Here is a 20,440-nt window from a genome sequence, read left to right on the forward strand (position 1 = left end):
AAGATCCAACATCGGGTGGGCCTGGTTCGTCGGTGGAGGGGGATAGGCTCGAACGGTGCACCCCTCGTCCGGCTGGACGCGGGGTCGTCGTCGTGTGTCGATCCGCTGGAAGTGATCACTGATGCTCACCGGACTCTTCTCCGCCGCCCTGGCCGACCCGGGGCTGGCCCGGGCGCGTGACCTGGCGCGCTCCGGTGCCGCGCAGGTCGACGGGCTCGACCTCACCGCCCCGGCCGCGCTGCGCCCGTTCGCGGTGGCAGCGGTCGCCGCCGACGAGCCGGCCGGCGGCGCGGGCCGCCCCGTGCTCGCGGTCACCGCCACCACCCGGGAGGCCGACGACCTGGCCTCCGCGCTGAGCAGCCTCCTGCCGCCGGAGCAGGTGGCGGTCTTCCCGTCCTGGGAGACGTTGCCGCACGAACGCCTGTCGCCCCGATCCGACACGGTCGGGCGGCGCCTCGCCGTGCTGCGCCGCCTCGCCCACCCGGACGCCGCCGACGCGCACGGCCGCACCGGGCCGCTGCGGGTCGTCGTCGCGCCGGTCCGCTCCCTGCTCCAGCCGCAGCTCAAGGGACTCGGCGACCTGGAGCCGGTGCAGCTCGCCGCCGGGGACGAGGCCGACCTGGAGGAGGTCGCCCGCCGGCTCACCGACATGGCGTACGCCCGGGTGGACCTGGTCACCAAGCGCGGCGAGTTCGCCGTCCGCGGCGGCATCCTGGACGTCTTCCCGCCCACCGACGAGCATCCCTCCCGGGTCGAGTTCTGGGGCGACGAGGTGGAGGAGATCCGCACCTTCGCGGTGGCCGACCAGCGCACCATCGAGGGTGTGGCGCAGATGTGGGCGCCGCCGTGCCGGGAACTGCTGCTGACACCGGGCGTGCGGGAGCGGGCCGCCGCGCTGGCCGCCGAGCACCCCGAGCTGGCCGAGATCCTGGACAAGCTGGCCGAGGGCATCCCGGTCGAGGGCATGGAGTCGCTCGCTCCGGCCCTGATCGGCGCGGACGCGCTGGAACTGCTCGTCGACCGCATGCCGGCCGGCACCCACGTACTCCTCTGCGACCCCGAGCGCATCCGCACCCGCGCGCACGACCTGGTCCGTACCTCGGCGGAGTTCCTCCAGGCCAGCTGGGCCGCAGCCGCCGTCGGCGGCCAGGCACCTGTCGACCTCGGCGCCGCCGCCTTCAAGACCCTGGCCGAGGTACGCACGGCAGCCCGCGCCCTGCGCCAGCCCTGGTGGACCCTCGCGCCGTTCGGCCTGGTCGAGGCGGACGCGGCGCCGGCCCGGCAGCCCTGGGAGGACGAGCCGGCCGCTGTCGACGTCACACCCGACGACGCCATCGCGGTGAGCCTGGCCGCCCAGCCGGCCCCGCTCTACCACGGCGAGACCTCCCGGGTGGTCGACGACCTGAAGCGCTGGGCCGGTGAGGGCTGGTCGATCGCGCTCGTGTTCGAGGGGCACGGCCCCGCCCAGCGGGCCGTCGAGGTGCTCCGCGACGCCGGTCTCGGCGCCCGGCTCACCGAGGAGGTGCCCGCCGCACCGGCACCGGGCGAGCTGCTCGTGTCCTGCGGCTGCCTGACCGCCGGGTTCGTCGACGAGGCGTCGAAGTTCGTGCTGCTCACCGGCAACGACGTCACCGGCGGCCGGGGCACCTCCACCCGCGACATGCGCAAGATGCCCAGCCGGCGGCGCAACACCATCGACCCGCTGGAGCTGAAGGCCGGCGACTTCGTGGTGCACGAGCAGCACGGCATCGGCCGGTATGTCGAGCTGGTGCAGCGCACGGTGAACGGCGCCAGCCGTGAATACCTGGTCATCGAGTACGCGCCGAGCAAGCGCGGCCAGCCCGGCGACCGCCTGTTCGTCCCCACCGACCAGCTCGACCAGCTCTCCCGCTACGTCGGCGGCGAGCAGCCCACGCTGCACAAGATGGGCGGCTCGGACTGGCAGAAGTCCAAGGCCCGGGCCCGCAAGGCGGTCCGCGAGATCGCCGCGCAGCTCATCCAGCTCTACGCCGCGCGCAAGGCGTCCAAGGGGCACAACTTCGGCCCCGACACCCCGTGGCAGCGCGAGTTGGAGGACGCCTTTCCCTGGCAGGAGACGCCCGACCAGCTGGCCGCCATCGAGGAGGTCAAGCGGGACATGGAGCAGACCGTCCCGATGGACCGGCTGATCTGCGGCGACGTCGGCTACGGCAAGACCGAGATCGCGGTACGGGCGGCGTTCAAGGCGGTGCAGGACGGCAAGCAGGTGGCCGTGCTGGTGCCGACGACGCTGCTGGTGCAGCAGCACTACAACACGTTCGCCGAGCGGATGAGCCAGTTCCCGGTGTCGATCCGGCAGCTGTCCCGGTTCCAGACGCCGAAGGAGACCGAGCAGACGCTGGAGATGGCCGCCGCCGGCACCGTCGACATCGTCATCGGCACCCACCGGCTGCTCCAGGCGTCCACCCGGTTCAAGTCTCTCGGGCTGGTCGTCATCGACGAGGAGCAGCGGTTCGGGGTCGAGCACAAGGAGCACCTGAAGACGCTCCGCGCCTCGGTCGACGTGCTCGCCATGTCGGCCACCCCGATCCCCCGCACGCTGGAGATGGCGATCACCGGCATCCGGGAGATGTCCACCATCGCCACCCCGCCGGAGGAGCGGCACCCGGTGCTCACGTTCGTCGGGGCGTACGACGACCGCCAGGTGGCCGCCTCCATCCACCGTGAGCTGCTGCGTGACGGTCAGGTCTTCTACCTGCACAACCGGGTCGAGTCGATCGAGAAGACGGCCCGCAGGCTGCGGGAGCTGGTCCCCGAGGCCCGGGTCGCGGTGGCGCACGGCCAGATGGGCGAGGAGGCGCTGGAGAAGGTGATGGTCGGCTTCTGGGAGAAGGAGTTCGACGTCCTCGTCTGCACCACGATCGTCGAGTCCGGCATCGACATCCCGAACGCCAACACGCTCATCGTCGAGCGGGCCGACCTGCTCGGCCTGGCCCAGCTGCACCAGATCCGCGGCCGCGTCGGCCGGGGCCGGGAGCGGGCGTACGCGTACTTCCTCTACCCGCCGGAGAAGCCGCTCACCGAGAACGCGCACGAGCGGCTGGCGACCATCGCGCAGCACACCGAACTCGGCGCCGGCATGTACGTGGCGATGAAGGACCTGGAGATCCGCGGCGCCGGCAACCTGCTCGGCGGCGAGCAGTCCGGCCACATCGAGGGCGTCGGCTTCGACCTGTACGTCCGGATGGTCGGCGAGGCGGTCTCCGCCTTCAAGGGCGAGAGCACCGAGCCCGGCGATCTGGCGACCGAGGTCCGTATCGATCTGCCGATCGACGCGCACCTGCCGCACGACTACGTGGCGGTGGAACGGCTGCGCCTGGAGATGTACCGCAAGCTCGCCGAGGCCCGCGACGCCGAGCGGCTGCGCGAGGTGGTCGCCGAGATGACCGACCGGTACGGCGAGCCGCCCGCGCCGGTGCAGAACCTGGTCGCGGTGGCGCGGTTCCGGCTGCTTGCTCGCCGCTACGGGCTGACCGACGTGTCGATGCAGGGCAAGCACATCCGGTTCGGCCCGCTGCCGCTGCCCGACTCGAAGCAGATGCGGCTCAAGCGCTACCACCCGGACTCGGTCTACAAGCAGGCGCTCGACCAGGTCAGCGTGCCCCGGCCGAGCACCCGGCGGATCGGCGGCGAACCGCTGCGCGACCAGGCGCTGCTGGAGTGGTGCGGGCAGCTTTTGGCCGACGTCCTCGGCAAGCCCGAGGAGCTGGCCGGTGTTGCCAGCCCCGCAGTGGCGAGCGGACGATGACACAGCAAGCCCGAGGAACTGGCCGGTCTCGCCAGCCCCGCAGTGGCGAGCGGACGATGACACAGCAAGCCCGAGGAACTGGCCGGTGTCGCCCGGTCCGGGGCGGTGTGCGATGAGGTGGGCGGAGTCACAGGCCGGTACTCGGCGTGAGAGAGTGACCCTCATGCGTGCTCGCCGTTCCCTCGTCGCCGTCAGCGTCGCGGCCCTTGCCGCGCTCTCTCTCGCCGCCTGTGGCCGCTCCGCCCCGGGTGTCGCCGCCTACGTCGGCGACACCCGGTACTCCGTCGACCGGGTCGACGCGATCTACGAGGACGCGCAGCGGCAGTACGCGGACGCCGTCCGCACCCAGGCGCCGCAGACGCCGTCGCCGGAGGAGCTGCGCTCCTCGGTGACCCGGCAGGACGTGCTGAACCTGCTGGTGGCGCTCGACCTGGGTAAGCGCGTGGCGGCCGACAAGGGCCTCCAGGTCACCGACCAGGTGTCCCCGGAGCAGCTCCAGCAGGAACTCCGCATGCCGGCGACCACCGAGTACACGAAGCTGTGGGCCGAGTGGGTCGACCTCTCCGGCGCGCTCCAGCAGAGCCTGCCCCCGGCCGACCTCAGCGACGAGTCCCTGATGGCCGTCTACCAGGCCATCGAGAAGACCGGGGCGATCCAGCCGGGCCTGAGCGTCGACCAGGTCCGGCAGGCGTTCGGCGAGGCCGGGTTCGTGCGCACCGCGACCGCGCTGAGCAACGCGCTCCAGGAGCAGGCCGAGAAGTCGGACGTCACCGTCAACCCCCGGTTCGGCGTGACGGGCGTGCCGTCGCTCGTGAACACCGGCCAGTCGCTCGTCTTCTACTCCCTGCCGTACGTCGACCAGGACGGCCCGGTCACCGACATCTCCACGCCCGAGGCGCCGGCCTCCGGCTCCCCGGCTCCCGGAGCCGCATGACCGCGCGGATCGTCCTGCTCGTCACCTCACCCCGGCTGCCCGCCGGCCTGCTGACCTCGGCCGCCTGGGACGCCGTACGCTCCGCCCCGGTCCTCGCCGGTGCGGAGAGCGAGCTGACCCGTGCGGTCCGGATGGCCGGCGCCGACGTGAGCGTGGTGGCCGAGGGTGCGACCCAGGCGCTGCTCGATGCCGCCGCCGCGCACGGCGGGGCGGTGTGGCTGGCAGGTCCGGCCGGCGACGAGACGCTGGCCCGTGAGCTGGGGTTGCGGCTGGCCCGCGAGCCCGGCCTGGCCGAGCTGGAGCTGATGTACGGCTCGTGGGACCCGCCCGGTGCCCGGCTGCTCGACGCGGTCGAGGTGATGGACCGGCTGGCCTCCCCGGGCGGCGATCCGTGGAAGCGGGCGCAGACCCACCGCAGCCTGGCGGGTTTCCTGCTGGAGGAGTGCTACGAGGCGTACGACGCGATCAGCGCCGACGACACCGACGCGCTCCGCGAGGAACTGGGCGACGTGCTGCTCCAGGTGCTGTTGCACGCCCGGCTGGCGGAGAACCTGCCGGAGGGCGAGAGCTGGACCGTCGACGACGTCGCGGGCACGCTGGTCGACAAGATGGTGCGGCGCAACCCGCACGTGTTCTCCGGCGAGCCGGCCGGCTCGATCGAGGAGATCGAGGCGAACTGGGAACGGATCAAGCGGGCCGAGAAGACCCGCGACTCGGTGCTGGACGGCATCGCGCTGAGCCAGCCCGCGCTCTCCCTGGCCGCGAAGATCCTGGACCGGGCCGGTCGGGTCGGCCTCGCCGTACCGCCGCCGTTGGCCGAGTCGCAGGTGGACCCGGAGGCCCGGCTCGGCGCGAGCCTGCTGGCCACTGTCGCCGCCGCCCGGCAGGCCGGCATCGACCCGGAGGCCGCCCTGCGCCGTGCCACCTTGGCATACGCCGAGGCGATCCGAGCCGCCGAACGCCCCACCCCCACCTAACGCCCCTCCCGCCGCCCTCCAGACCCTCCCCCCGCGCCCCCACCCTGCCCCCACCCCCTCCCCGCGATCTTGCACTTTCGGCCCTAGCGGTGCCGCAAATGCCCCATCTGCCCGGGCGCAAAGTGCAAGATCGTCGAGTCGACTGGCGGGCCGGACCTCGCCAGCCGTGCCCAGCCCAGCCGTGCCCAGCACGGCCTTCCTCGGCCACGGCCTCCCGACGGTCGAGATTCGTCGTCTGCATCCCGGGATCGCCGTAGATCTTGGTACGAAGGTGTCCCGGTAGGGGCCGTTTCCGTCCACGATCTGCGCCGGCCTCGGGCGGAGGCGCGCTCGCGGGCCGACCAACCGGCACCCGGGCAGGCACCGGCCTTCCAGCGGACTCGCGGCGGTGGTCGAGGGGTTCGGGCCGGGTGCGGGCTCCGGCCGGGACACGAACTCCTTGATCAACGGGGGCGGCGAGGCGGGAGAGTGGGCGGGATGATCGGTAGGGTCGGGGGATGGAGTCGTTCGGGCCGCTTGCGGAGCGGATCGTGGAGGCGTTGCTGGAGAGCCGGCCCGGGCTGGCCACCTCCGCCGGGGATCACCGCTACGACGACCGGCTGCCCGATCTCTCCGCCGACGCCCTCGCCGCCGACCAGGCGATGCTGAAGGACGCCGCCGACGCGCTCGCGGAGATCGACCCGGACGCGCTCGACGTGGCGGAGAGCGTCGACCACGCGCTGCTCACCAGCCTCGTCGACCGGGGACTGTTCGAGGCCACCGAGATCCGCGGCCACGAGTGGGATCCGCTGCGTCACAACCCTGGGCCGCTGCTGCACGCCCTGCTGGCCCGTCCCTTCGCCCCGGCCGAGGAGCGCCTGACCAGCCTGGCCGGGCGCCTGTCGGCCGTACCCGATGCGCTGTCGACGGCGCGCGCGACGCTGCGGGACATGCCGCGGGTCCACGCGGAGACGGCGGTCGGGCAGTTCACCGGCACGGCGGCGCTGATCCGCGACGAGGTGCCCGGGCTGCTCGCCGAGGCGCCGGCGATGCGTGACCGGGTCGGTCCGGCGGCCACCGACGCGATCGTCGCGCTGGAGGAGTTCGTGGCCTGGCTGCGGCAGGGCCTGGCCGCGGACGCCGGTCCGGGGCGCGACCCGCGGCTGGGCCGGCGGCGGTGGGAGGCGCGGCTGTGGCACACGCTCGACACCGAGCTGAGCGCCGCCGAGGTGCAGCGCCGCGCCTGGGCCAACCTCGACCGGGTCACCGAGGAGATCCGCGCGGCATCGGTCGAGCTGGTCGGTGGTCCGGCCGACGACGAGACGGTACGCCGGGCGCTGGACCTGCTCGCCGCCGAGCACCCGGACGACGCCACGATCGTCGACCTCGCCTCGGTCACGCTGGACGAGGCGAGTGACTTCGTCAACCACCACGACCTGGTCAGCATGGTCGGCGACCCGTGCGTCATCCAGGAGATGCCGGAGTTCGCGCGGGGTGTGGCGGTGGCCTACTGCGACTCGCCGGGCCCGCTGGAGACGGCCGACGTGCCGACCTTCTACTGCATCTCGCCCACCCCGGCGGACTGGCCGGCGCAGCGGGTCGAGTCGTTCTACCGCGAGTACAACGACCACATGATCCGCAACCTGACCGTGCACGAGGCGATGCCCGGCCACTTCCTCCAGCTCGCGCACGCCCGCCGCTACGACGGCGCGACCCGGGTACGCGCGCTCACCGAGTCGGGCGTGTTCGTGGAGGGCTGGGCGGTCTACGCCGAGGAGCTGATGGCCGGGCTCGGCTTCGGCGGGCTGCCGGTGCGGTTGCAGCAGCTCAAGATGCAGCTCCGGATGACCATCAACGCTCTGCTGGACCAGCTCGTGCACTGCGACGACCTGCCCGAGTCCGAGGCGATGGCGTTGATGACCGGGCGGGGCTTCCAGGAGGAGGGCGAGGCGGCCGGCAAGTGGCGGCGGGCGCTGCTCACCTCGACGCAACTGTCCACGTACTTCGTCGGCTACAGCGAGATGGCCGACATCGCCGCCGCCCGGCCGGACGGCGTGACGGTGCGCGACTGGCACGACGCCATGCTGGCGCACGACTGCCCGCCGCCGCGCCACCTGCGCACGCTGCTGGGGGTGTGACGCCCACCGCCGGACGGCCCACCGCCCCGGCGGCGACCCGGCCCGCATCACCGCCCGGCGGCGACCGCGTCGATCAGCCAGCGGGACAGGGAGGGGAGTACGCGGGCGGCAGCGCGTCGGCCGGGAACCAGCGCGCCTCGGTCAGCTCGGTCCGTCGACTACGGGTTCCAGGGGGCCAGGCGAGGTCGCCGGGCAGCGCGCCGATCCGCAGCGGTTGCTCGTCCGGGCCGGTCAGCAGCTTCCGTCCGGCCACCGGCAGCGCCAGGTCGTCCGGCTCCGGCGGCCGCTCGTGATCGGCGGCAGGCCGGAACCCGGGCGGGGTCACGACGTGGACGGGCGGCGGTCCACCACGCCGGCGCCGTCCGGGACCGCGAACGCGGCCGCCTCGACGCTCTCGGTGTAGCGGCTCAGCGTCACCTCGGCGGGCTTGCCGTCGAGCGTGCCGGAGAAGCTTCCCAGCACACCCTCGTTCGTCACGCAGGCGTTGAAGCGCTCCCCGTCGTGGGTGACGTCGACGCAGGTGGCGTGGCGTCCGGCGAGCGTGGTGTCGCTCTGCTCGATGACCGCCTCCGGCGCCAGCGCCGCCTCGGTGAGCAGCCGGATCACCGCGGGCGGCGTGACCAGGCCCTGCTTGCGTGCCTCGTCGTAGACGATCACCGACGGCTTCCCGGCGGTGAGCACGGGCGGCGAGACGGTGCAGGAGGTGCGGGCGGCCGTGCTCGCGCACCGGGTCACCGACTCCTGGGTCACCGTGATCTTGCCGCCGGGCCAGGTGTACGTGGACCGCAGCGGCTTCGTGGTCTGCGCGATCGAGGCGGTCCGGCCGCCGTCGATCTGGTAGTCGGCGGCCCAGGTCTGCTCCAGTGCCCGGTCCATCCGCGCGGCGAGGTCGTTGACCAGGTCGGCGCGACCGAGCGCGACGTTCGCGTCGTCCAGGGCCTGACAGCCGGTGACCGAGAGCGACGCGATGACCGAGGCGGCGAGCACGCGGAGAGTCGTCGAGGCGGCAGGCATGATGCCCAGCCTTGTCGATCGACGCAACGTCTCGCAAACCGGTTGCCGGTTGACGACCGGTAATCCGGGAATGTCCGTCTCAGCAAGCGCCTCGGGGGCCGCCCCGAGCGGGGTGCGGCAGGGCGGGGACCGATACGCTGCGTTCAACACCTGCCTCAGCCGCACCGTCGCGGCCCATACGGACCGGAACCACACAAACGAGGAGCGACTCAGTGGCAACCATCGAGGGAATCGTCGCCCGGGAGATCCTGGACTCGCGGGGCAACCCGACGGTCGAGGTCGAGGTCGGGCTCGACGACGGCACGATCGCCCGCGCCGCGGTGCCGTCCGGCGCCTCCACCGGCGCCTTCGAGGCGGTCGAGCTGCGCGACGGTGACAAGGATCGCTACCTGGGCAAGGGTGTCGAGAAGGCGGTCGCCAACATCGAGGACCGGATCGTCGACCAGCTCATCGGCTACGAGGCCAGCGAGCAGCGGCTGATCGACCAGAAGATGATCGACATCGACGGCTCGGACAACAAGGGCGAGCTGGGCGCGAACGCCATCCTCGGCGTCTCCCTGGCCGTGGCCAAGGCCGCCGCCGGCAGCGCCGAGCTGAGCCTGTTCCGCTACCTGGGCGGCCCGAACGCGCATCTGCTCCCGGTGCCGATGATGAACATCCTCAACGGTGGCGCGCACGCCGACTCGAACGTCGACATCCAGGAGTTCATGATCGCGCCGATCGGCGCGCCGACGTTCCGGGACGCGCTGCGCTCGGGCGCCGAGGTCTACCACGCGCTGAAGTCGGTGCTGAAGAAGAAGGACCTGTCGACCGGCCTGGGCGACGAGGGCGGCTTCGCCCCGAACCTGCCCACCAACGCCGCCGCGCTGGACCTGATCGCCGAGGCCGTCGAGAAGGCCGGCTACCGGCTCGGCACCGACATCGTCTTCGCGCTCGACGTGGCCGCCACCGAGTTCTTCGACAACGGCACCTACACGTTCGAGGGCAGCGCCAAGAGCGCCGAGGAGATGAGCAACTACTACACCAAGCTCGCCGGCGACTACCCGATCGTGTCGATCGAGGACCCGCTGGCCGAGGACGACTGGAGCGGCTGGGCCACCCTCACCGCCGCGCTCGGCGACCGCATCCAGATCGTCGGCGACGACCTGTTCGTGACCAACCCGCAGCGCATCGCCCGGGGCATCGCCGAGCAGGCCGCCAACGCGGTGCTGGTGAAGGTCAACCAGATCGGCTCGCTCACCGAGACGCTCGACGCCGTCGACCTGGCCCACCGGGCCGGCTTCAAGTGCATGATGAGCCACCGTTCCGGCGAGACCGAGGACACCACCATCGCCGACCTGGCCGTCGCCACCGGCTGCGGGCAGATCAAGACCGGCGCGCCGGCCCGCTCGGACCGGGTGGCCAAGTACAACCAGCTCCTGCGGATCGAGGAGGAGCTGGCCGACGCGGCGCGGTACGCCGGTGCGGGCGCGTTCCCGCGCTACCGTTCGGCCTGAGCGAGCGCTCCGGGGGAGGGGTGTGACGATGCAGCAGCGCCGCACACCGGATGGCCGGCGGCCCGCCCGCCGGCCGGGTCAGCCCGGCCGGACGGGCGGCGCCCGGGTCCGGTCCACGGCACGCGACAACGGCGTCCGCGCGGAGGCGCGCGCCGCCGGCCGGTCATCCGGCGCGTCCCGTGCCACCGACGGCGTACGCTCCGCGAGCCGTCCCGCAGCGGCCCGGCGTACCGCCGCCGGTGGCCCCGTCAAGCGGCTCACCGCACCCCAACCCCGGCGCTTCACCGGGCGCGCCACAGTGCTGTTCGCGGTGCTGATCGCGCTCGCCCTGGCGTACACCTATCCGGTCCGGCTCTACCTGGACCAGCAGGCCGACATCGAGCGGATGGAAGCAGCGCAGGCCGCCCAGCGGGCCGAGATCGAGCGGCTCACCGCCGAGGCGGCCAAGTGGAAGGACCCGGAGTACGTCAAGACGCGGGCCCGGGAACGGTTCTTCATGGGCAAGCCCGGCGAGACGCTGCTGGTGGTGCTCTCCGACGCGGAGGGCGCCGCCAAGGACGCCGGCACTGACGCGAAGCCGGGGGCGCCGAAGCCGCCCGAGCCCTGGTACGACACCCTGTGGTCGAGCGTGCAGGCGGCCAACGCCGACCGCGGGGACAAGTAGAGCACCACACGAAAGGCACTTCCTTGAGCGTCGTACCACCGCAGGAGCCGGCGGCGGACTCCGTACCCCCGCCGGAACGCCAGCCGGCCACCGAGGCCGACCTGGCCGCGGTGGCCGCGCAGCTCGGACGCCCGCCGCGCGGCACCCGCGCGGTGGCCCACAGGTGTCCCTGTGGTCTGCCCGACGTGGTGGAGACGACGCCCCGGCTGGCCGACGGCACGCCGTTCCCGACGCTGTTCTACCTGACCTGCCCGCGTGCCACGGCGGCGTGCAGCCGGCTGGAGTCGGCCGGGCTGATGAAGGAGATGGCCGAGCGGCTCGCGGAGGATCCGGAGCTGGCGGCGCGGTACCGGGCGGCGCACGAGGACTACCTGACCCGCCGGGAGTCGATCGGGGAGGTGCCGGAGATCGCCGGGATCTCGGCCGGCGGCATGCCGGGGCGGGTGAAGTGCCTGCACGTGCACCTCGGGCACGCGCTCGCGGCCGGGCCGGGGGTCAACCCGTTCGGCGACGAGACGCTGGCGCTTGTGGAGAAGTGGTGGGCGGCCGGCCCCTGCGTGGACGTGCCGCCGGCGGAGTGAGATGAGCGCCGACGAGATAACGGTCCGCCGGGCCCGCACCACCGACGTGCGCGGCATCCGGCGGCTGGTGGACACCTACACCGACGACCGGCGGCTGCTCAGCAAGGCGACTGTGACGCTGTACGAGGACGTGCAGGAGTTCCGGGTCGCGGTGACGTCGGACGGCACAGTGGTCGGCTGCGGCGCGCTGCACGTCATGTGGGAGGACCTGGCCGAGATCCGGACGGTGGCGGTCGACCCGTCCTGCCGGGGCCACAAGATCGGGCACCGGATCGTCGGCGGGCTGATCGACGCGGCGCGGGAGCTGGGCATCGCCCGGATCTTCGTGCTCACGTTCGAGACCGGCTTCTTCGCCTCGTTCGGCTTCCGCGAGATCGACGGCGCACCCGTCCCGCAGCCGGTGTACGAGCAGCTCCTGCGCTCGTACGACGAGGGCGTGGCGGAGTTCCTGGACTTGGAACGGGTCAAGCCCAACACTTTGGGCAACACCCGAATGCTGCTGCGCCTCTGACCGCGCGCCCGCCCTGCCTGCCGTAGGGTGGGCGCCGTGAGTGCGCGTGTGGCCGCCATCGACTGCGGGACCAACTCGATCCGACTGCTGATCGCGGACCTGCCGGAGGCATCCGCGGGGGCCTCGGCGCCGCTGACCGACGTCAGCCGGCGGATGGAGATCGTCCGGCTGGGGCAGGGCGTCGACCAGACCGGCATGCTCGCGCCGGAGGCCGTCGAGCGGACCCGGGTGGCGCTCGCCGACTACGCGGCAGAGATCGAGAAGTCCGGCGCCGACCGGGTACGCATGTGTGCCACCTCGGCCTCCCGCGACGCCTCCAACGCCGCCGACTTCCGCACGATGGTCGAGCGCACGCTCGGCGTACCACCCGAGGTGGTGACCGGCGACGAGGAGGCACGCCTGTCGTTCACCGGCGCGGTGCGCGGCCTGCCCGCCGACGCCGAACCGCCGTACCTGGTGGTCGACATCGGCGGCGGCTCGACCGAGTTCGTCGTCGGCACCCGCGCCGACGGGGTGCGCGGCGCGATCTCGGTGGACATCGGCTGCGTCCGGATGACCGAACGGCACCTGCACGACGACCCGCCGACCGCGCCGCAGATCGCCGCCGCCGAGGCCGACATCGCCGCCGCCGTCGACCGCGCGCTCGCCGCCGTGCCCGGCCGCGAGGCCGCCACGCTGGTCGGGCTCGCCGGTTCGGTCACCACAGTGGTCGCCCTGGCCGAAGGGCTCCGAGAGTACGACCCGAGCCGCATCCACCACGCCCGCGTCTCGTACGAGCAGGTGGCCGAGGTGACAGCCGACCTGCTCGGCAAGAGCAGCGAGCAGCGGCTGGCGTACCCGGTGATGCACCCGGGGCGGGCCGACGTGATCGGCGCGGGCGCGCTGGTGCTGCGGATCATCATGGAGCGGGCCGGAATGCCGTCGGTGGTCGCCTCCGAGCACGACATCCTCGACGGCATCGCCTGGAGTCTCGCCTAGCCTCGTCCCGCTGTCTTCTCAGGCGGTGATCAAGGAGTTCGTGCCTGATCCGGGCGCCTCCGGGGACGCCAACTCCTTGGTCGACGGCGAGGGCCGCGTCAGTCCGACGCGAGGTCGGGGCGGTGTTCCCTGATCCACTTCTCGACGTCGGACTTCCGCCAGACCTTGCCCATCGCCAGCACGGCGATCGGCTCCGGGAAGTTGCGTTGGTTGGCGATCACGGATGCGCGCTGACGCGACACGTTGCCGAGCATCGCCCGGATCTCCGACACGCCTACCAGCTCCACACGTTGACGATGGCAGCGTCGGCGTCGTCGAACAGCGACAACTACGGAGACTATTGACGGTGACAATAGAAAGCGGCACGATCGGGGGATGACCGTGAGGAACTGTTCTCCCGTACCCGATCGCAGTCGGCGGGCCGTGCTGCCGCACGTACCGATGCGGCCCCTGTGGTTGTGCCGGGTGTGCGCGGCCCCCTGGCCGTGCCAGCCGGCGCGGTTGTTGCTGCTCCTCGACTACCGCCGTGACCGCGTCGCCCTGTCGATCCACATGGCGGGCTGCCTGTTCGACGCCACCGCCGACCTGCTGCGCACCAACCCGAACCCGGCCGACCTGTTCGACCGTTTCATCGGGTGGACCGCCCGCCTGTAGGTGCTGTGTGATTGACGGTAGTGTGGATTGCGAACTAGTGTGCGGAGCGTGGATACCACGCAGCTCCTCAAGGGCGTGCTCGACCTGGCGGTGCTCGCCGTGCTCAAGGACGAGGACGGATACGGCTACGACATCCTGCGGCGGCTGCGCGAGGCCGGCCTGACCGAGGTCGGCGACGCCTCGGTCTACGGCACGCTGCGCCGGCTGTTCGCCGCAGGCCTGCTCACCACGTACGTGGTGCCCAGCGAGTCCGGGCCGCACCGCAAGTACTACTCGCTGAACACGGCCGGGCGTGACCAGCTCACCCGCTCCGGCAAGACCTGGCGCTCGTTCGCCACCACCATGGACGCACTGCTCGACGATCGGGGGATGGCGGCATGACCGTCACTGGGCAGGAGATCACTGACTACGTCGACCGGGTACGCGCGGCGCTCGCCGACCTGCCGCCCGAGATGCGCGACGAGCTGACCGAGGACCTGCCGGAACACCTCGCCGAGGTGGCCGCCGAGGGCGATGGCGCGCTCGTGGACCGGCTGGGCACCCCCGAGGCGTACGCGGTCGAGCTGCGCGCCGCCGCCGGTGCCCAGCCGCGTCGGCGACCGGCGCGCTTCCACCGCCTGGCCGAGGCCCGGGCTCAGGCGGCCACTCAGCTACGTCTGCTGGATCGTCAGCTCGGCCCGGTGCTCGGGCACGAGACGGTGAGCGACTTCCTGCGTCCGCTGCGCCCGGCCTGGTGGCTGATGCGCGGCTGGCTGGCCGCCCTGCTCGTGGCGTGGATGGTGGACGGCCGCTCCGGTCTGGTGCCCCGGCTCGACGGCAACAGCTCCAGCGGGCTGCTGCTGCTCATGGGCGCGATCGTCGTGTCGATGTGGTGGGGTCGCCGCTCGGCCGGGATCACCGGGTGGCGGCGGCAACTGCACCAGATCGCCACCGCCGCGCTGCTGTTGTTCTCGTTCGCCGTGCTGGCGCAGGTGGACGAACGCGCCGACACCGACGTATACAGCGGCTACGAGCAGACGTCGGTGGACCACCGGTACGACCGGATCGAGGACGTCTTCGTCTACGACCAGCAGGGGCGGCTGATCCGCGACGCGCAACTGTTCGACCAGAACGGCGTGCCGATCCGGCTCGGCTGGCCGAACTGCCTCGACTCGTCCGGCGCCGTGCCCGCACCCCGCAACGCCTACCCGTACTGCCCCGAGCTGGCACCGTTCGGCGCGCCGGCCTCGCCGTCGATCGCCCCGCCGCCCGCACCCGCAGACAGTGCCGCCCCGACCGCGCCCGCCCCGACCGCGCCCACCACCAGCGCTTCCCCGGAACCCACGTCAACGCGCTAGAACACGCGCGATCCCGCGAGATCTTGGTACGAAAGGTCCCTCGTAGGGGCCGGAATCGTCCAAGATCTCGCTGGCCTGCGCCACGAGGCGTCCGGCGGTCGTCTGTGAGGTCGACAGGAGGTGAATGCCACTGTTGTTCCATCTTCCCCGCGCCGGTGACCGCGTGGCACGCTACCGGCACGTAGCAGCCAACTGGGCGACCAGCCAATGATGACTGACCGCTAGGAGGACGGGCCCATGGGCGAGATGGTGAGCTTCACCGGCAACGGGGGGACGAGCGAGGGGTATCTCGCGATACCCTCCGGCGGTGCGGCCAGCCCGGCGGTCATCGTCATCCAGGACTGGTGGGGACTGGTGCCCCACGTCCGGGCCGTGGTGGACCGCTTCGCCGAGGCCGGGTTCGTCGCCCTCGCGCCCGACTTCCGGCACGGCGGGCCGGCCGTGAAGCCGACCGAGCCGCGGCTGATGCTGAACAGCTCCCAGATGGACGAGGCGGCCAGCGACATCGCCGCCGCCGCCGAATACCTGGCGAGCCGGTCCGAGGTCGCCGGCAAGGTGGGCTGTGCCGGGTTCTGCGCGGGCGCCAGCCTGGCGCTGTGGTCCGGCACGTTCTCCGAGCGCATCGTGGCAACGGCCGGGTTCTACCCGCGCCTGCCCTGGGAGGGCATGGCCGTCGGCGCGGCGGACAACGCCGGCCGCACCGACTGGGCCGGCTACGCCGGGAAGGCCGCGCTCATCCACTGCTCCGAGGCGGACGGCCTGTCCGCCGCCGACGGGGTGCAGAGCGTGCGCCGGTCCATCGAGTCCGCCGGTGGCACCTGCCAGACGTTCGACTACCCGGGCACCGCGCACGCCTTCTTCAACGAGGACCGGCCGGAGCACTTCGACCAGCGGGCGGCCGCCACCGCCTGGGCCCGCACGCTGGAACTGTTCCGGGCGAAGCTTGGCTGAGTCGCGTACCCCGCAGGACGTGGTCGCCCGCGCCGCGCGGGCGACCGACCTGGCCGACCTCGACGGCGCGGTCAGCGACTGCTTCGCCTGCCCGCGCCTGGTGGCGTGGCGGGAGGAGGTCGCCCGGGTCAAGCGGGCGGCCTTCCGCGACCAGGACTACTGGGGACGGCCGGTGCCCGGCCTGGGTCCGGCGGACGCCCGGATCGCGATTCTCGGCCTGGCGCCCGCGGCGCACGGCGGTAACCGCACCGGCCGGATCTTCACCGGGGACCGGTCCGGTGACGTGCTGTTCGCCGCGCTGCACCGCGCCGGGCTGGCCAACCAGCCGACGAGCGTGTCCGCCGACGACGGCCTGACGCTGTACGACACCCGCATCTTCGCTGCTGTGCGGTGCGCGCCGCCGGACAACAAACCCACCCCGGCCGAGCGGGACACCTGCGCGCCGTGGCTGCACCGCGAGGTCGAGTTGATCCGGCCCACGCTGCGCGTCGTGGTCGCGCTGGGCGCGTTCGCGTGGGCCGCGTGGTGGCCGGTGCTACGCCAGGTGTACGGGCAGCGACCGCCCACACCGCGACCGGCCTTCGGTCATGGGGCACACTGGTCCGGCGAGTCGGTGCCGGCGTTGCTGGGCTGCTATCACGTCAGCCAGCAGAACACGTTCACCGGCCGGCTCACACCGGCGATGCTGGACGACGTGTTCACCCGGGCGAAGGACCTGGCCGGGGTGGACTGAGGAGCACCTGAGGCGGTGGGATGGATTTCGGCGTACTGCGCAGGTGGTGGCCGGTCGCCGCGGTGACGATGCTGCTCGCGCTCGCCGCGTTCGCCGCCGGTCACTCCGCCATCGGGGCCAGCCGGATCCCGCCCGCCGCCGACACCATCCCGTACGTGCCGGACTACCCGTCGCCCGAGGCGGTGCCGTCGATCCCTGTGGAACCCCGCGCCGTCGGTGAGTCCACCTCGGGCGGTGTGCCGGGCTGGCTGGCCTCCGCCGCCGTGGTGTTGCTGTCCGCGGTGGTGCTGGGCGCCGTCGGGTACGTCCTGTGGAACGTGCTGCGGGGCGCGCTGCGGCGCACGACTCGCGCGGTGCCGGTGCGGCGCACCAGGCGTACCGCCGAGGGGACCGCCCGCGAGGTGGTGGCCGCGCTCGACGCCGGACTCGTCGAACTGGACGACCGCTCCACCGACCCGCGGACCGCTGTGATCGCCTGCTGGGTACGCCTGGAGGAGGCCGCCGAGGACGCGGGTGTGCCCCGGCACACCGGTGACACCCCGACCGACCTGGTCGGCCGGCTGCTGCGCGGCGACCCGGCGGCCGGCATCCCGGCGATCGCCAGCGCCGACGTGCTCGACGGTTTCGCGCACGTCTACCGGGAGGCCCGGTACGCCACGCACCCGGTCGACGAGCACACCCGGGACCAGGCCCGCGCCGCGCTGCGCCGGTTACGCGGTGAGCTGACCAGCCTGGCGGGGGAGGCGTCGTGAGCACCAGCATCGACGACCTGCTGTCGTTCGGCGAGGAGCCCGCCGGGGAGGACGTCCGCCCCTCGGGCGGCGGCCGGGCGCGTCTGCTGCTGCGGACCGCGGCGGTCACCGCCGCCGTCGTCGTGGTGGTCGTGGTCGGGCTGCGCGCGGTCGGCCTGAAGGTGCCGATCTGGATCATCGTGGCGGGTGTGCTCGCCGTGCTCGCCGTACGCCGGGTCACCACCGCGCTGTCACCCCCGCCACCGCCCCGCGCGGGCGCCCGGGCGCCCGCCGGTGAGGAGCCCGGCACCTGGAACTGGTCCGCGCGGGACGCGCTGCGCACCGCGATCAACGGCTGGGAGCGCCCGCTGGACTGGTGCGCCGGCAACCAGGAGCGGTTCGCCGAACGCATCCTGCCCCGCCTCGGCGAGCTGGCCGACGAACGGCTGCGCCAGCGCCACGGCGTCACCCGTGAGTCCGACCCGGCCCGCGCCCGGGCGGTGCTCGGCGAGCCACTGTGGACGTTCCTCGCCACCCCCGTCCGCCGCCCTCCGTCGCCGCGCGACCTCGCGGCGATCGTCGCCGAACTGGAGAAGATCTGATGAACGACGTGGACCGGAGCATGGCCCCCGCCGAGGTGGGCCGGCTCGCCCGGGCCGTCCTGGAGGCGGTCGGCACCGTCGTGGTCGGCAAGCGGGACGCGCTGGAGCTGGTGCTGGCCGGCATCCTCGCCGGTGGTCACGTGCTGCTGGAGGATCTCCCCGGCCTGGGCAAGACGCTCACCGCGCGCTGTTTCGCGCAGGCGCTCGGGCTGGACTTCCGGCGGCTCCAGTTCACCCCGGATCTGCTGCCCGCCGACGTGACCGGCTCGTTCCTCTACGACCAGAGCAGCGGCGACTTCGCCTTCCGGGCCGGGCCGGTGTTCACCAACCTGCTGCTCGCCGACGAGATCAACCGGACGCCGCCGAAGACGCAGTCGGCGCTGCTGGAGGCGATGCAGGAGAAGCAGGTCTCGGTGGAGGGTGTGACCTACCGCCTCGACGAGCCGTTCCACGTGCTCGCCACCGCCAACCCCATCGAGTACGAGGGCACGTACCCGCTGCCGGAGGCGCAGCTCGACCGGTTCCTGCTGCGGGTGTCGTTCGGTTACCCCACCCACGACGAGGAGTGGGACGTGCTGCGCCGCCGGATCGCCCGCCGCCGCGAGGAGGCGGAGATCAAGCCGGTGGTGGACGCCGCCACGCTGCGCGCCATGCAGGCCGCGCTGGAGGACGTGGTGGTCGAGGACTCGGTCGGCCGGTACATCGTGGCGCTCACCGCTGCCACCCGGGAGCACCCGTCGGTGCTCGTCGGCGCGTCGCCGCGCGGCTCGCTGGCGCTGCTGCTGCTGTCCCGGGTGCGGGCGGTGCTCGCCAACCGGGACTACGTGGTGCCGGAGGACGTCAAGGCGGTGGCGGCGCCCGCGCTGGCGCACCGGATCACGCTGCGGCCGGAGATGTGGCTGCGCCGCGTCGACCCCTCGTTCGTGGTCGGCGAGGTGCTGGAGTCCACGCCCGCCCCGGCGAGCGGCGCGCTGCCCAGCTACGCCGCCGGACGCTGATGGACCGGGCCGACGCGGCAGGCGGCTGGGCGCCCACGTGGGCGCTCGGCCGGGCCGTGCTGCTCACCGGTGTGCTGCTCGTCGCCGCCGTCCTGCTCGGCCGCATCGACCTGGTGGTGCTCGCCACACCGTTCGCGCTCGGGACCGCGTACGCGCTGCGCCGCCGCCCCGCCGCGCTGCCCGAGCTGGAACTCGGCGTCGGGGACACCCACCTGGTCGAGGGCACGCCGCTGGCCGCCACCGTCGCGGTGGCCAACCCCGACCTGGTCGGGTACGACCTGGCGGTGGTCCGGACCCGGATGTCGCGCTGGCTGCGGGTGGAGCAGGTCGGCTTCGGCGGTGCCGGGCTGGACGTGAGCCGCTCCGGCGGCGCTGACCGCCCGTTCGTCACCTCCGTACCGCGGGGCAGCGCTGTCGACCTGGAACTGACCGGCACCGCCCTGCGGTGGGGACGGCACCCGATCGGCCCGGCCGGGGTGCGGGTCGCCGCCGCCGACGGGCTGCTGGTCTCCCGCGCGGTGATCACCGAGCCGATCCGGGCGCGGGTCTATCCGCGTACCGAGCCGTTCGACGCGGTCGAGACGATGCCCCGGGCCGCCGGGCTGGTCGGCGCGCACCGCTCGCGGCGGCCGGGCGAGGGCGGCGAACTGGCCGGGGTACGCGTCTTCGCGCCCGGCGACCGGCTGCGCCGGATCGACTGGCGGGTGTCGCTGCGGGCCCGCCAGCTACACGTCGCGGCGACGCTCTCGGACCGGGACGCCGAGGTGGTGGTGCTGCTGGACGTGCTGGCCGAGGCGGGCCGCTCCGGTGGCGTGAACGGGGCGGCGTCGGTGCTGGACACCACAGTGCGGGCCGCCGCCGCGATCGCCGAGCACTACCTGCACCGCGGCGACCGGGTGTCGATGCTGGAGTACGGGCCGGCCGCCCGGCGGCTGCGTCCGGCCACCGGGCGGCGGCAGTGCCTCACAGTGCTGGAGTGGCTGCTCGACGTGCGGGCCGAGTCGTCCCCGCACGAGCCGTACGACCAGGTCTTCGGCCCGCAGGTGCTCTCCTCGGACGCGCTCGTGGTGGTGCTCACCCCGCTGCTCGACGAGCGGTCCGCGCAGATGCTGGCCCGGCTGGCCCGGGGCGGGCGGTTCGTGGTGGCTGTGGACACGCTGCCGGCCGAACTGCCGGTGCCGAAGGAGCGGGGCTGGGCCGAGGTCGCGTACCGGCTGTGGCGGCTGGACCGGGACACGATGATCGGCCAGCTCCGCGAGCACGGGGTGCCGGTGGTGCGCTGGGCCGGCGCGGGCAGCCTGGACGAGGTGCTGCGCGACGTGGCCCGGCTGGCGACCGCCCCGAAGGCGGGGCTGCGGTGAGCGCGAGGAACGGA

General features: G+C 73.1%; 21 protein-coding genes. 18 read left to right on the top strand and 3 right to left on the bottom strand.

From position 1 onward, the window contains the following. Positions 1 to 121: 121 nt before the first annotated feature. From mfd to O7622_RS08530, 4 genes are all read left to right on the top strand, one after another. Entirely contained in the window at positions 122 to 3,787 is a 3,666-nt protein-coding gene (mfd, locus tag O7622_RS08515; RefSeq protein ID WP_282312726.1) for a transcription-repair coupling factor, read from the top strand. A 163-nt stretch (positions 3,788 to 3,950) separates the two neighbouring features. Next, a complete protein-coding gene (locus tag O7622_RS08520; RefSeq protein WP_282312727.1) occupies positions 3,951 to 4,721 on the top strand; it encodes a SurA N-terminal domain-containing protein in 771 nt (256 codons plus the stop codon). Next, on the top strand, positions 4,718 to 5,698 hold the full coding sequence (locus O7622_RS08525; RefSeq protein WP_282312728.1) for a nucleoside triphosphate pyrophosphohydrolase: 981 nt from the start codon (positions 4,718 to 4,720) through the stop codon (positions 5,696 to 5,698). The genes O7622_RS08520 and O7622_RS08525 overlap by 4 nt, the downstream gene beginning before the upstream one ends. Before the next feature lie 497 nt (positions 5,699 to 6,195). Continuing rightward, complete coding sequence (locus O7622_RS08530; RefSeq protein ID WP_282312729.1) at positions 6,196 to 7,815, top strand: DUF885 domain-containing protein; 1,620 nt, start codon at positions 6,196 to 6,198, stop codon at positions 7,813 to 7,815. A gap of 73 nt (positions 7,816 to 7,888) precedes the next feature. Here O7622_RS08530 and O7622_RS08535 read toward each other — a convergent pair whose 3' ends face one another. Continuing rightward, positions 7,889 to 8,140 carry a hypothetical protein gene (locus tag O7622_RS08535; protein WP_282312730.1) on the bottom strand — a complete coding sequence of 84 codons (252 nt, stop codon included), beginning with the start codon at positions 8,138 to 8,140 and terminating at the stop codon, positions 7,889 to 7,891. Further along, positions 8,137 to 8,829: a hypothetical protein gene (locus O7622_RS08540; protein WP_282312732.1), complete on the bottom strand. Its 693-nt coding sequence runs from the start codon at positions 8,827 to 8,829 to the stop codon at positions 8,137 to 8,139. The genes O7622_RS08535 and O7622_RS08540 overlap by 4 nt, the downstream gene beginning before the upstream one ends. A 212-nt stretch (positions 8,830 to 9,041) precedes the next feature. On the opposite strand from O7622_RS08540, the gene eno reads away from it, so the two are divergent. The 5 genes from eno to O7622_RS08565 are packed head-to-tail and all read left to right on the top strand — an operon-like array spanning position 9,042 to position 13,059. Further along, the gene (eno, locus tag O7622_RS08545) at positions 9,042 to 10,325 is read left to right on the top strand and encodes a phosphopyruvate hydratase (protein WP_013284093.1); all 1,284 of its coding nucleotides are present in this window, start codon (positions 9,042 to 9,044) and stop codon (positions 10,323 to 10,325) included. A 28-nt stretch (positions 10,326 to 10,353) separates the two neighbouring features. Further along, positions 10,354 to 10,989: a septum formation initiator family protein gene (locus O7622_RS08550; protein ID WP_282312733.1), complete on the top strand. Its 636-nt coding sequence runs from the start codon at positions 10,354 to 10,356 to the stop codon at positions 10,987 to 10,989. Positions 10,990 to 11,012: 23 nt separating this feature from the next. Continuing rightward, complete coding sequence (locus tag O7622_RS08555) at positions 11,013 to 11,570, top strand: DUF501 domain-containing protein (protein WP_282312734.1); 558 nt, start codon at positions 11,013 to 11,015, stop codon at positions 11,568 to 11,570. A 1-nt stretch (position 11,571) separates the two neighbouring features. Next, positions 11,572 to 12,081 carry an amino-acid N-acetyltransferase gene (locus tag O7622_RS08560; protein WP_282312735.1) on the top strand — a complete coding sequence of 170 codons (510 nt, stop codon included), beginning with the start codon at positions 11,572 to 11,574 and terminating at the stop codon, positions 12,079 to 12,081. Positions 12,082 to 12,129: 48 nt separating this feature from the next. Next, the gene (locus O7622_RS08565; RefSeq protein WP_282314088.1) at positions 12,130 to 13,059 is read left to right on the top strand and encodes a Ppx/GppA phosphatase family protein; all 930 of its coding nucleotides are present in this window, start codon (positions 12,130 to 12,132) and stop codon (positions 13,057 to 13,059) included. A gap of 98 nt (positions 13,060 to 13,157) precedes the next feature. Here O7622_RS08565 and O7622_RS08570 read toward each other — a convergent pair whose 3' ends face one another. Then, positions 13,158 to 13,346 (bottom strand): hypothetical protein, encoded by a 189-nt coding sequence (locus tag O7622_RS08570; RefSeq protein ID WP_282312737.1) that lies wholly within the window; start codon positions 13,344 to 13,346, stop codon positions 13,158 to 13,160. 214 nt (positions 13,347 to 13,560) lie between these two features. Here O7622_RS08570 and O7622_RS08575 point away from each other — a divergent pair, with 214 nt between their 5' ends. The 9 genes from O7622_RS08575 to O7622_RS08615 all read left to right on the top strand — a co-directional run bounded on the left by O7622_RS08575 (position 13,561) and on the right by O7622_RS08615 (position 20,426). Continuing rightward, on the top strand, positions 13,561 to 13,713 hold the full coding sequence (locus O7622_RS08575; RefSeq protein WP_282312739.1) for a hypothetical protein: 153 nt from the start codon (positions 13,561 to 13,563) through the stop codon (positions 13,711 to 13,713). Positions 13,714 to 13,761: 48 nt separating this feature from the next. Next, positions 13,762 to 14,094: a PadR family transcriptional regulator gene (locus O7622_RS08580; RefSeq protein ID WP_041798804.1), complete on the top strand. Its 333-nt coding sequence runs from the start codon at positions 13,762 to 13,764 to the stop codon at positions 14,092 to 14,094. After that, positions 14,091 to 15,050 (top strand): hypothetical protein, encoded by a 960-nt coding sequence (locus O7622_RS08585; RefSeq protein WP_282312740.1) that lies wholly within the window; start codon positions 14,091 to 14,093, stop codon positions 15,048 to 15,050. The genes O7622_RS08580 and O7622_RS08585 overlap by 4 nt, the downstream gene beginning before the upstream one ends. Positions 15,051 to 15,287: 237 nt before the next feature. After that, positions 15,288 to 16,001, top strand: coding sequence for a dienelactone hydrolase family protein (locus O7622_RS08590; RefSeq protein ID WP_282312742.1), 714 nt, complete (start codon positions 15,288 to 15,290; stop codon positions 15,999 to 16,001). A 19-nt stretch (positions 16,002 to 16,020) separates the two neighbouring features. Next, a complete protein-coding gene (locus O7622_RS08595; RefSeq protein ID WP_282314089.1) occupies positions 16,021 to 16,734 on the top strand; it encodes a uracil-DNA glycosylase in 714 nt (237 codons plus the stop codon). Positions 16,735 to 16,754: 20 nt separating this feature from the next. Further along, positions 16,755 to 17,486: a DUF4129 domain-containing protein gene (locus O7622_RS08600; protein ID WP_282312743.1), complete on the top strand. Its 732-nt coding sequence runs from the start codon at positions 16,755 to 16,757 to the stop codon at positions 17,484 to 17,486. Then, entirely contained in the window at positions 17,483 to 18,067 is a 585-nt protein-coding gene (locus O7622_RS08605; RefSeq protein ID WP_282312744.1) for a hypothetical protein, read from the top strand. Before O7622_RS08600 ends, O7622_RS08605 begins: the two co-directional genes overlap by 4 nt. Then, positions 18,067 to 19,065 carry a MoxR family ATPase gene (locus tag O7622_RS08610; protein ID WP_282312745.1) on the top strand — a complete coding sequence of 333 codons (999 nt, stop codon included), beginning with the start codon at positions 18,067 to 18,069 and terminating at the stop codon, positions 19,063 to 19,065. Before O7622_RS08605 ends, O7622_RS08610 begins: the two co-directional genes overlap by 1 nt. Continuing rightward, entirely contained in the window at positions 19,065 to 20,426 is a 1,362-nt protein-coding gene (locus O7622_RS08615; protein ID WP_282312746.1) for a DUF58 domain-containing protein, read from the top strand. The genes O7622_RS08610 and O7622_RS08615 overlap by 1 nt, the downstream gene beginning before the upstream one ends. The last annotated feature ends 14 nt before the right edge of the window (positions 20,427 to 20,440 follow it).

It is taken from the genome of Micromonospora sp. WMMD1076, assembly GCF_029581475.1.
Lineage (GTDB): Bacteria > Actinomycetota > Actinomycetes > Mycobacteriales > Micromonosporaceae > Micromonospora > Micromonospora aurantiaca.

What these genes read in the sequence shown, in the direction of transcription:
- mfd (WP_282312726.1), top strand. Translation starts at nt 122, where the DNA reads ATGCTCACCGGACTCTTCTCCGCCGCCCTGGCCGACCCGGGGCTGGCC.
- O7622_RS08520 (WP_282312727.1), top strand. Translation starts at nt 3,951, where the DNA reads ATGCGTGCTCGCCGTTCCCTCGTCGCCGTCAGCGTCGCGGCCCTTGCC.
- O7622_RS08525 (WP_282312728.1), top strand. Translation starts at nt 4,718, where the DNA reads ATGACCGCGCGGATCGTCCTGCTCGTCACCTCACCCCGGCTGCCCGCC.
- O7622_RS08530 (WP_282312729.1), top strand. Translation starts at nt 6,196, where the DNA reads ATGGAGTCGTTCGGGCCGCTTGCGGAGCGGATCGTGGAGGCGTTGCTG.
- O7622_RS08540 (WP_282312732.1), bottom strand. Translation starts at nt 8,829, where the DNA reads ATGCCTGCCGCCTCGACGACTCTCCGCGTGCTCGCCGCCTCGGTCATC.
- O7622_RS08550 (WP_282312733.1), top strand. Translation starts at nt 10,354, where the DNA reads ATGCAGCAGCGCCGCACACCGGATGGCCGGCGGCCCGCCCGCCGGCCG.
- O7622_RS08560 (WP_282312735.1), top strand. Translation starts at nt 11,572, where the DNA reads ATGAGCGCCGACGAGATAACGGTCCGCCGGGCCCGCACCACCGACGTG.
- O7622_RS08585 (WP_282312740.1), top strand. Translation starts at nt 14,091, where the DNA reads ATGACCGTCACTGGGCAGGAGATCACTGACTACGTCGACCGGGTACGC.
- O7622_RS08590 (WP_282312742.1), top strand. Translation starts at nt 15,288, where the DNA reads ATGGGCGAGATGGTGAGCTTCACCGGCAACGGGGGGACGAGCGAGGGG.
- O7622_RS08600 (WP_282312743.1), top strand. Translation starts at nt 16,755, where the DNA reads ATGGATTTCGGCGTACTGCGCAGGTGGTGGCCGGTCGCCGCGGTGACG.
- O7622_RS08610 (WP_282312745.1), top strand. Translation starts at nt 18,067, where the DNA reads ATGAACGACGTGGACCGGAGCATGGCCCCCGCCGAGGTGGGCCGGCTC.
- O7622_RS08615 (WP_282312746.1), top strand. Translation starts at nt 19,065, where the DNA reads ATGGACCGGGCCGACGCGGCAGGCGGCTGGGCGCCCACGTGGGCGCTC.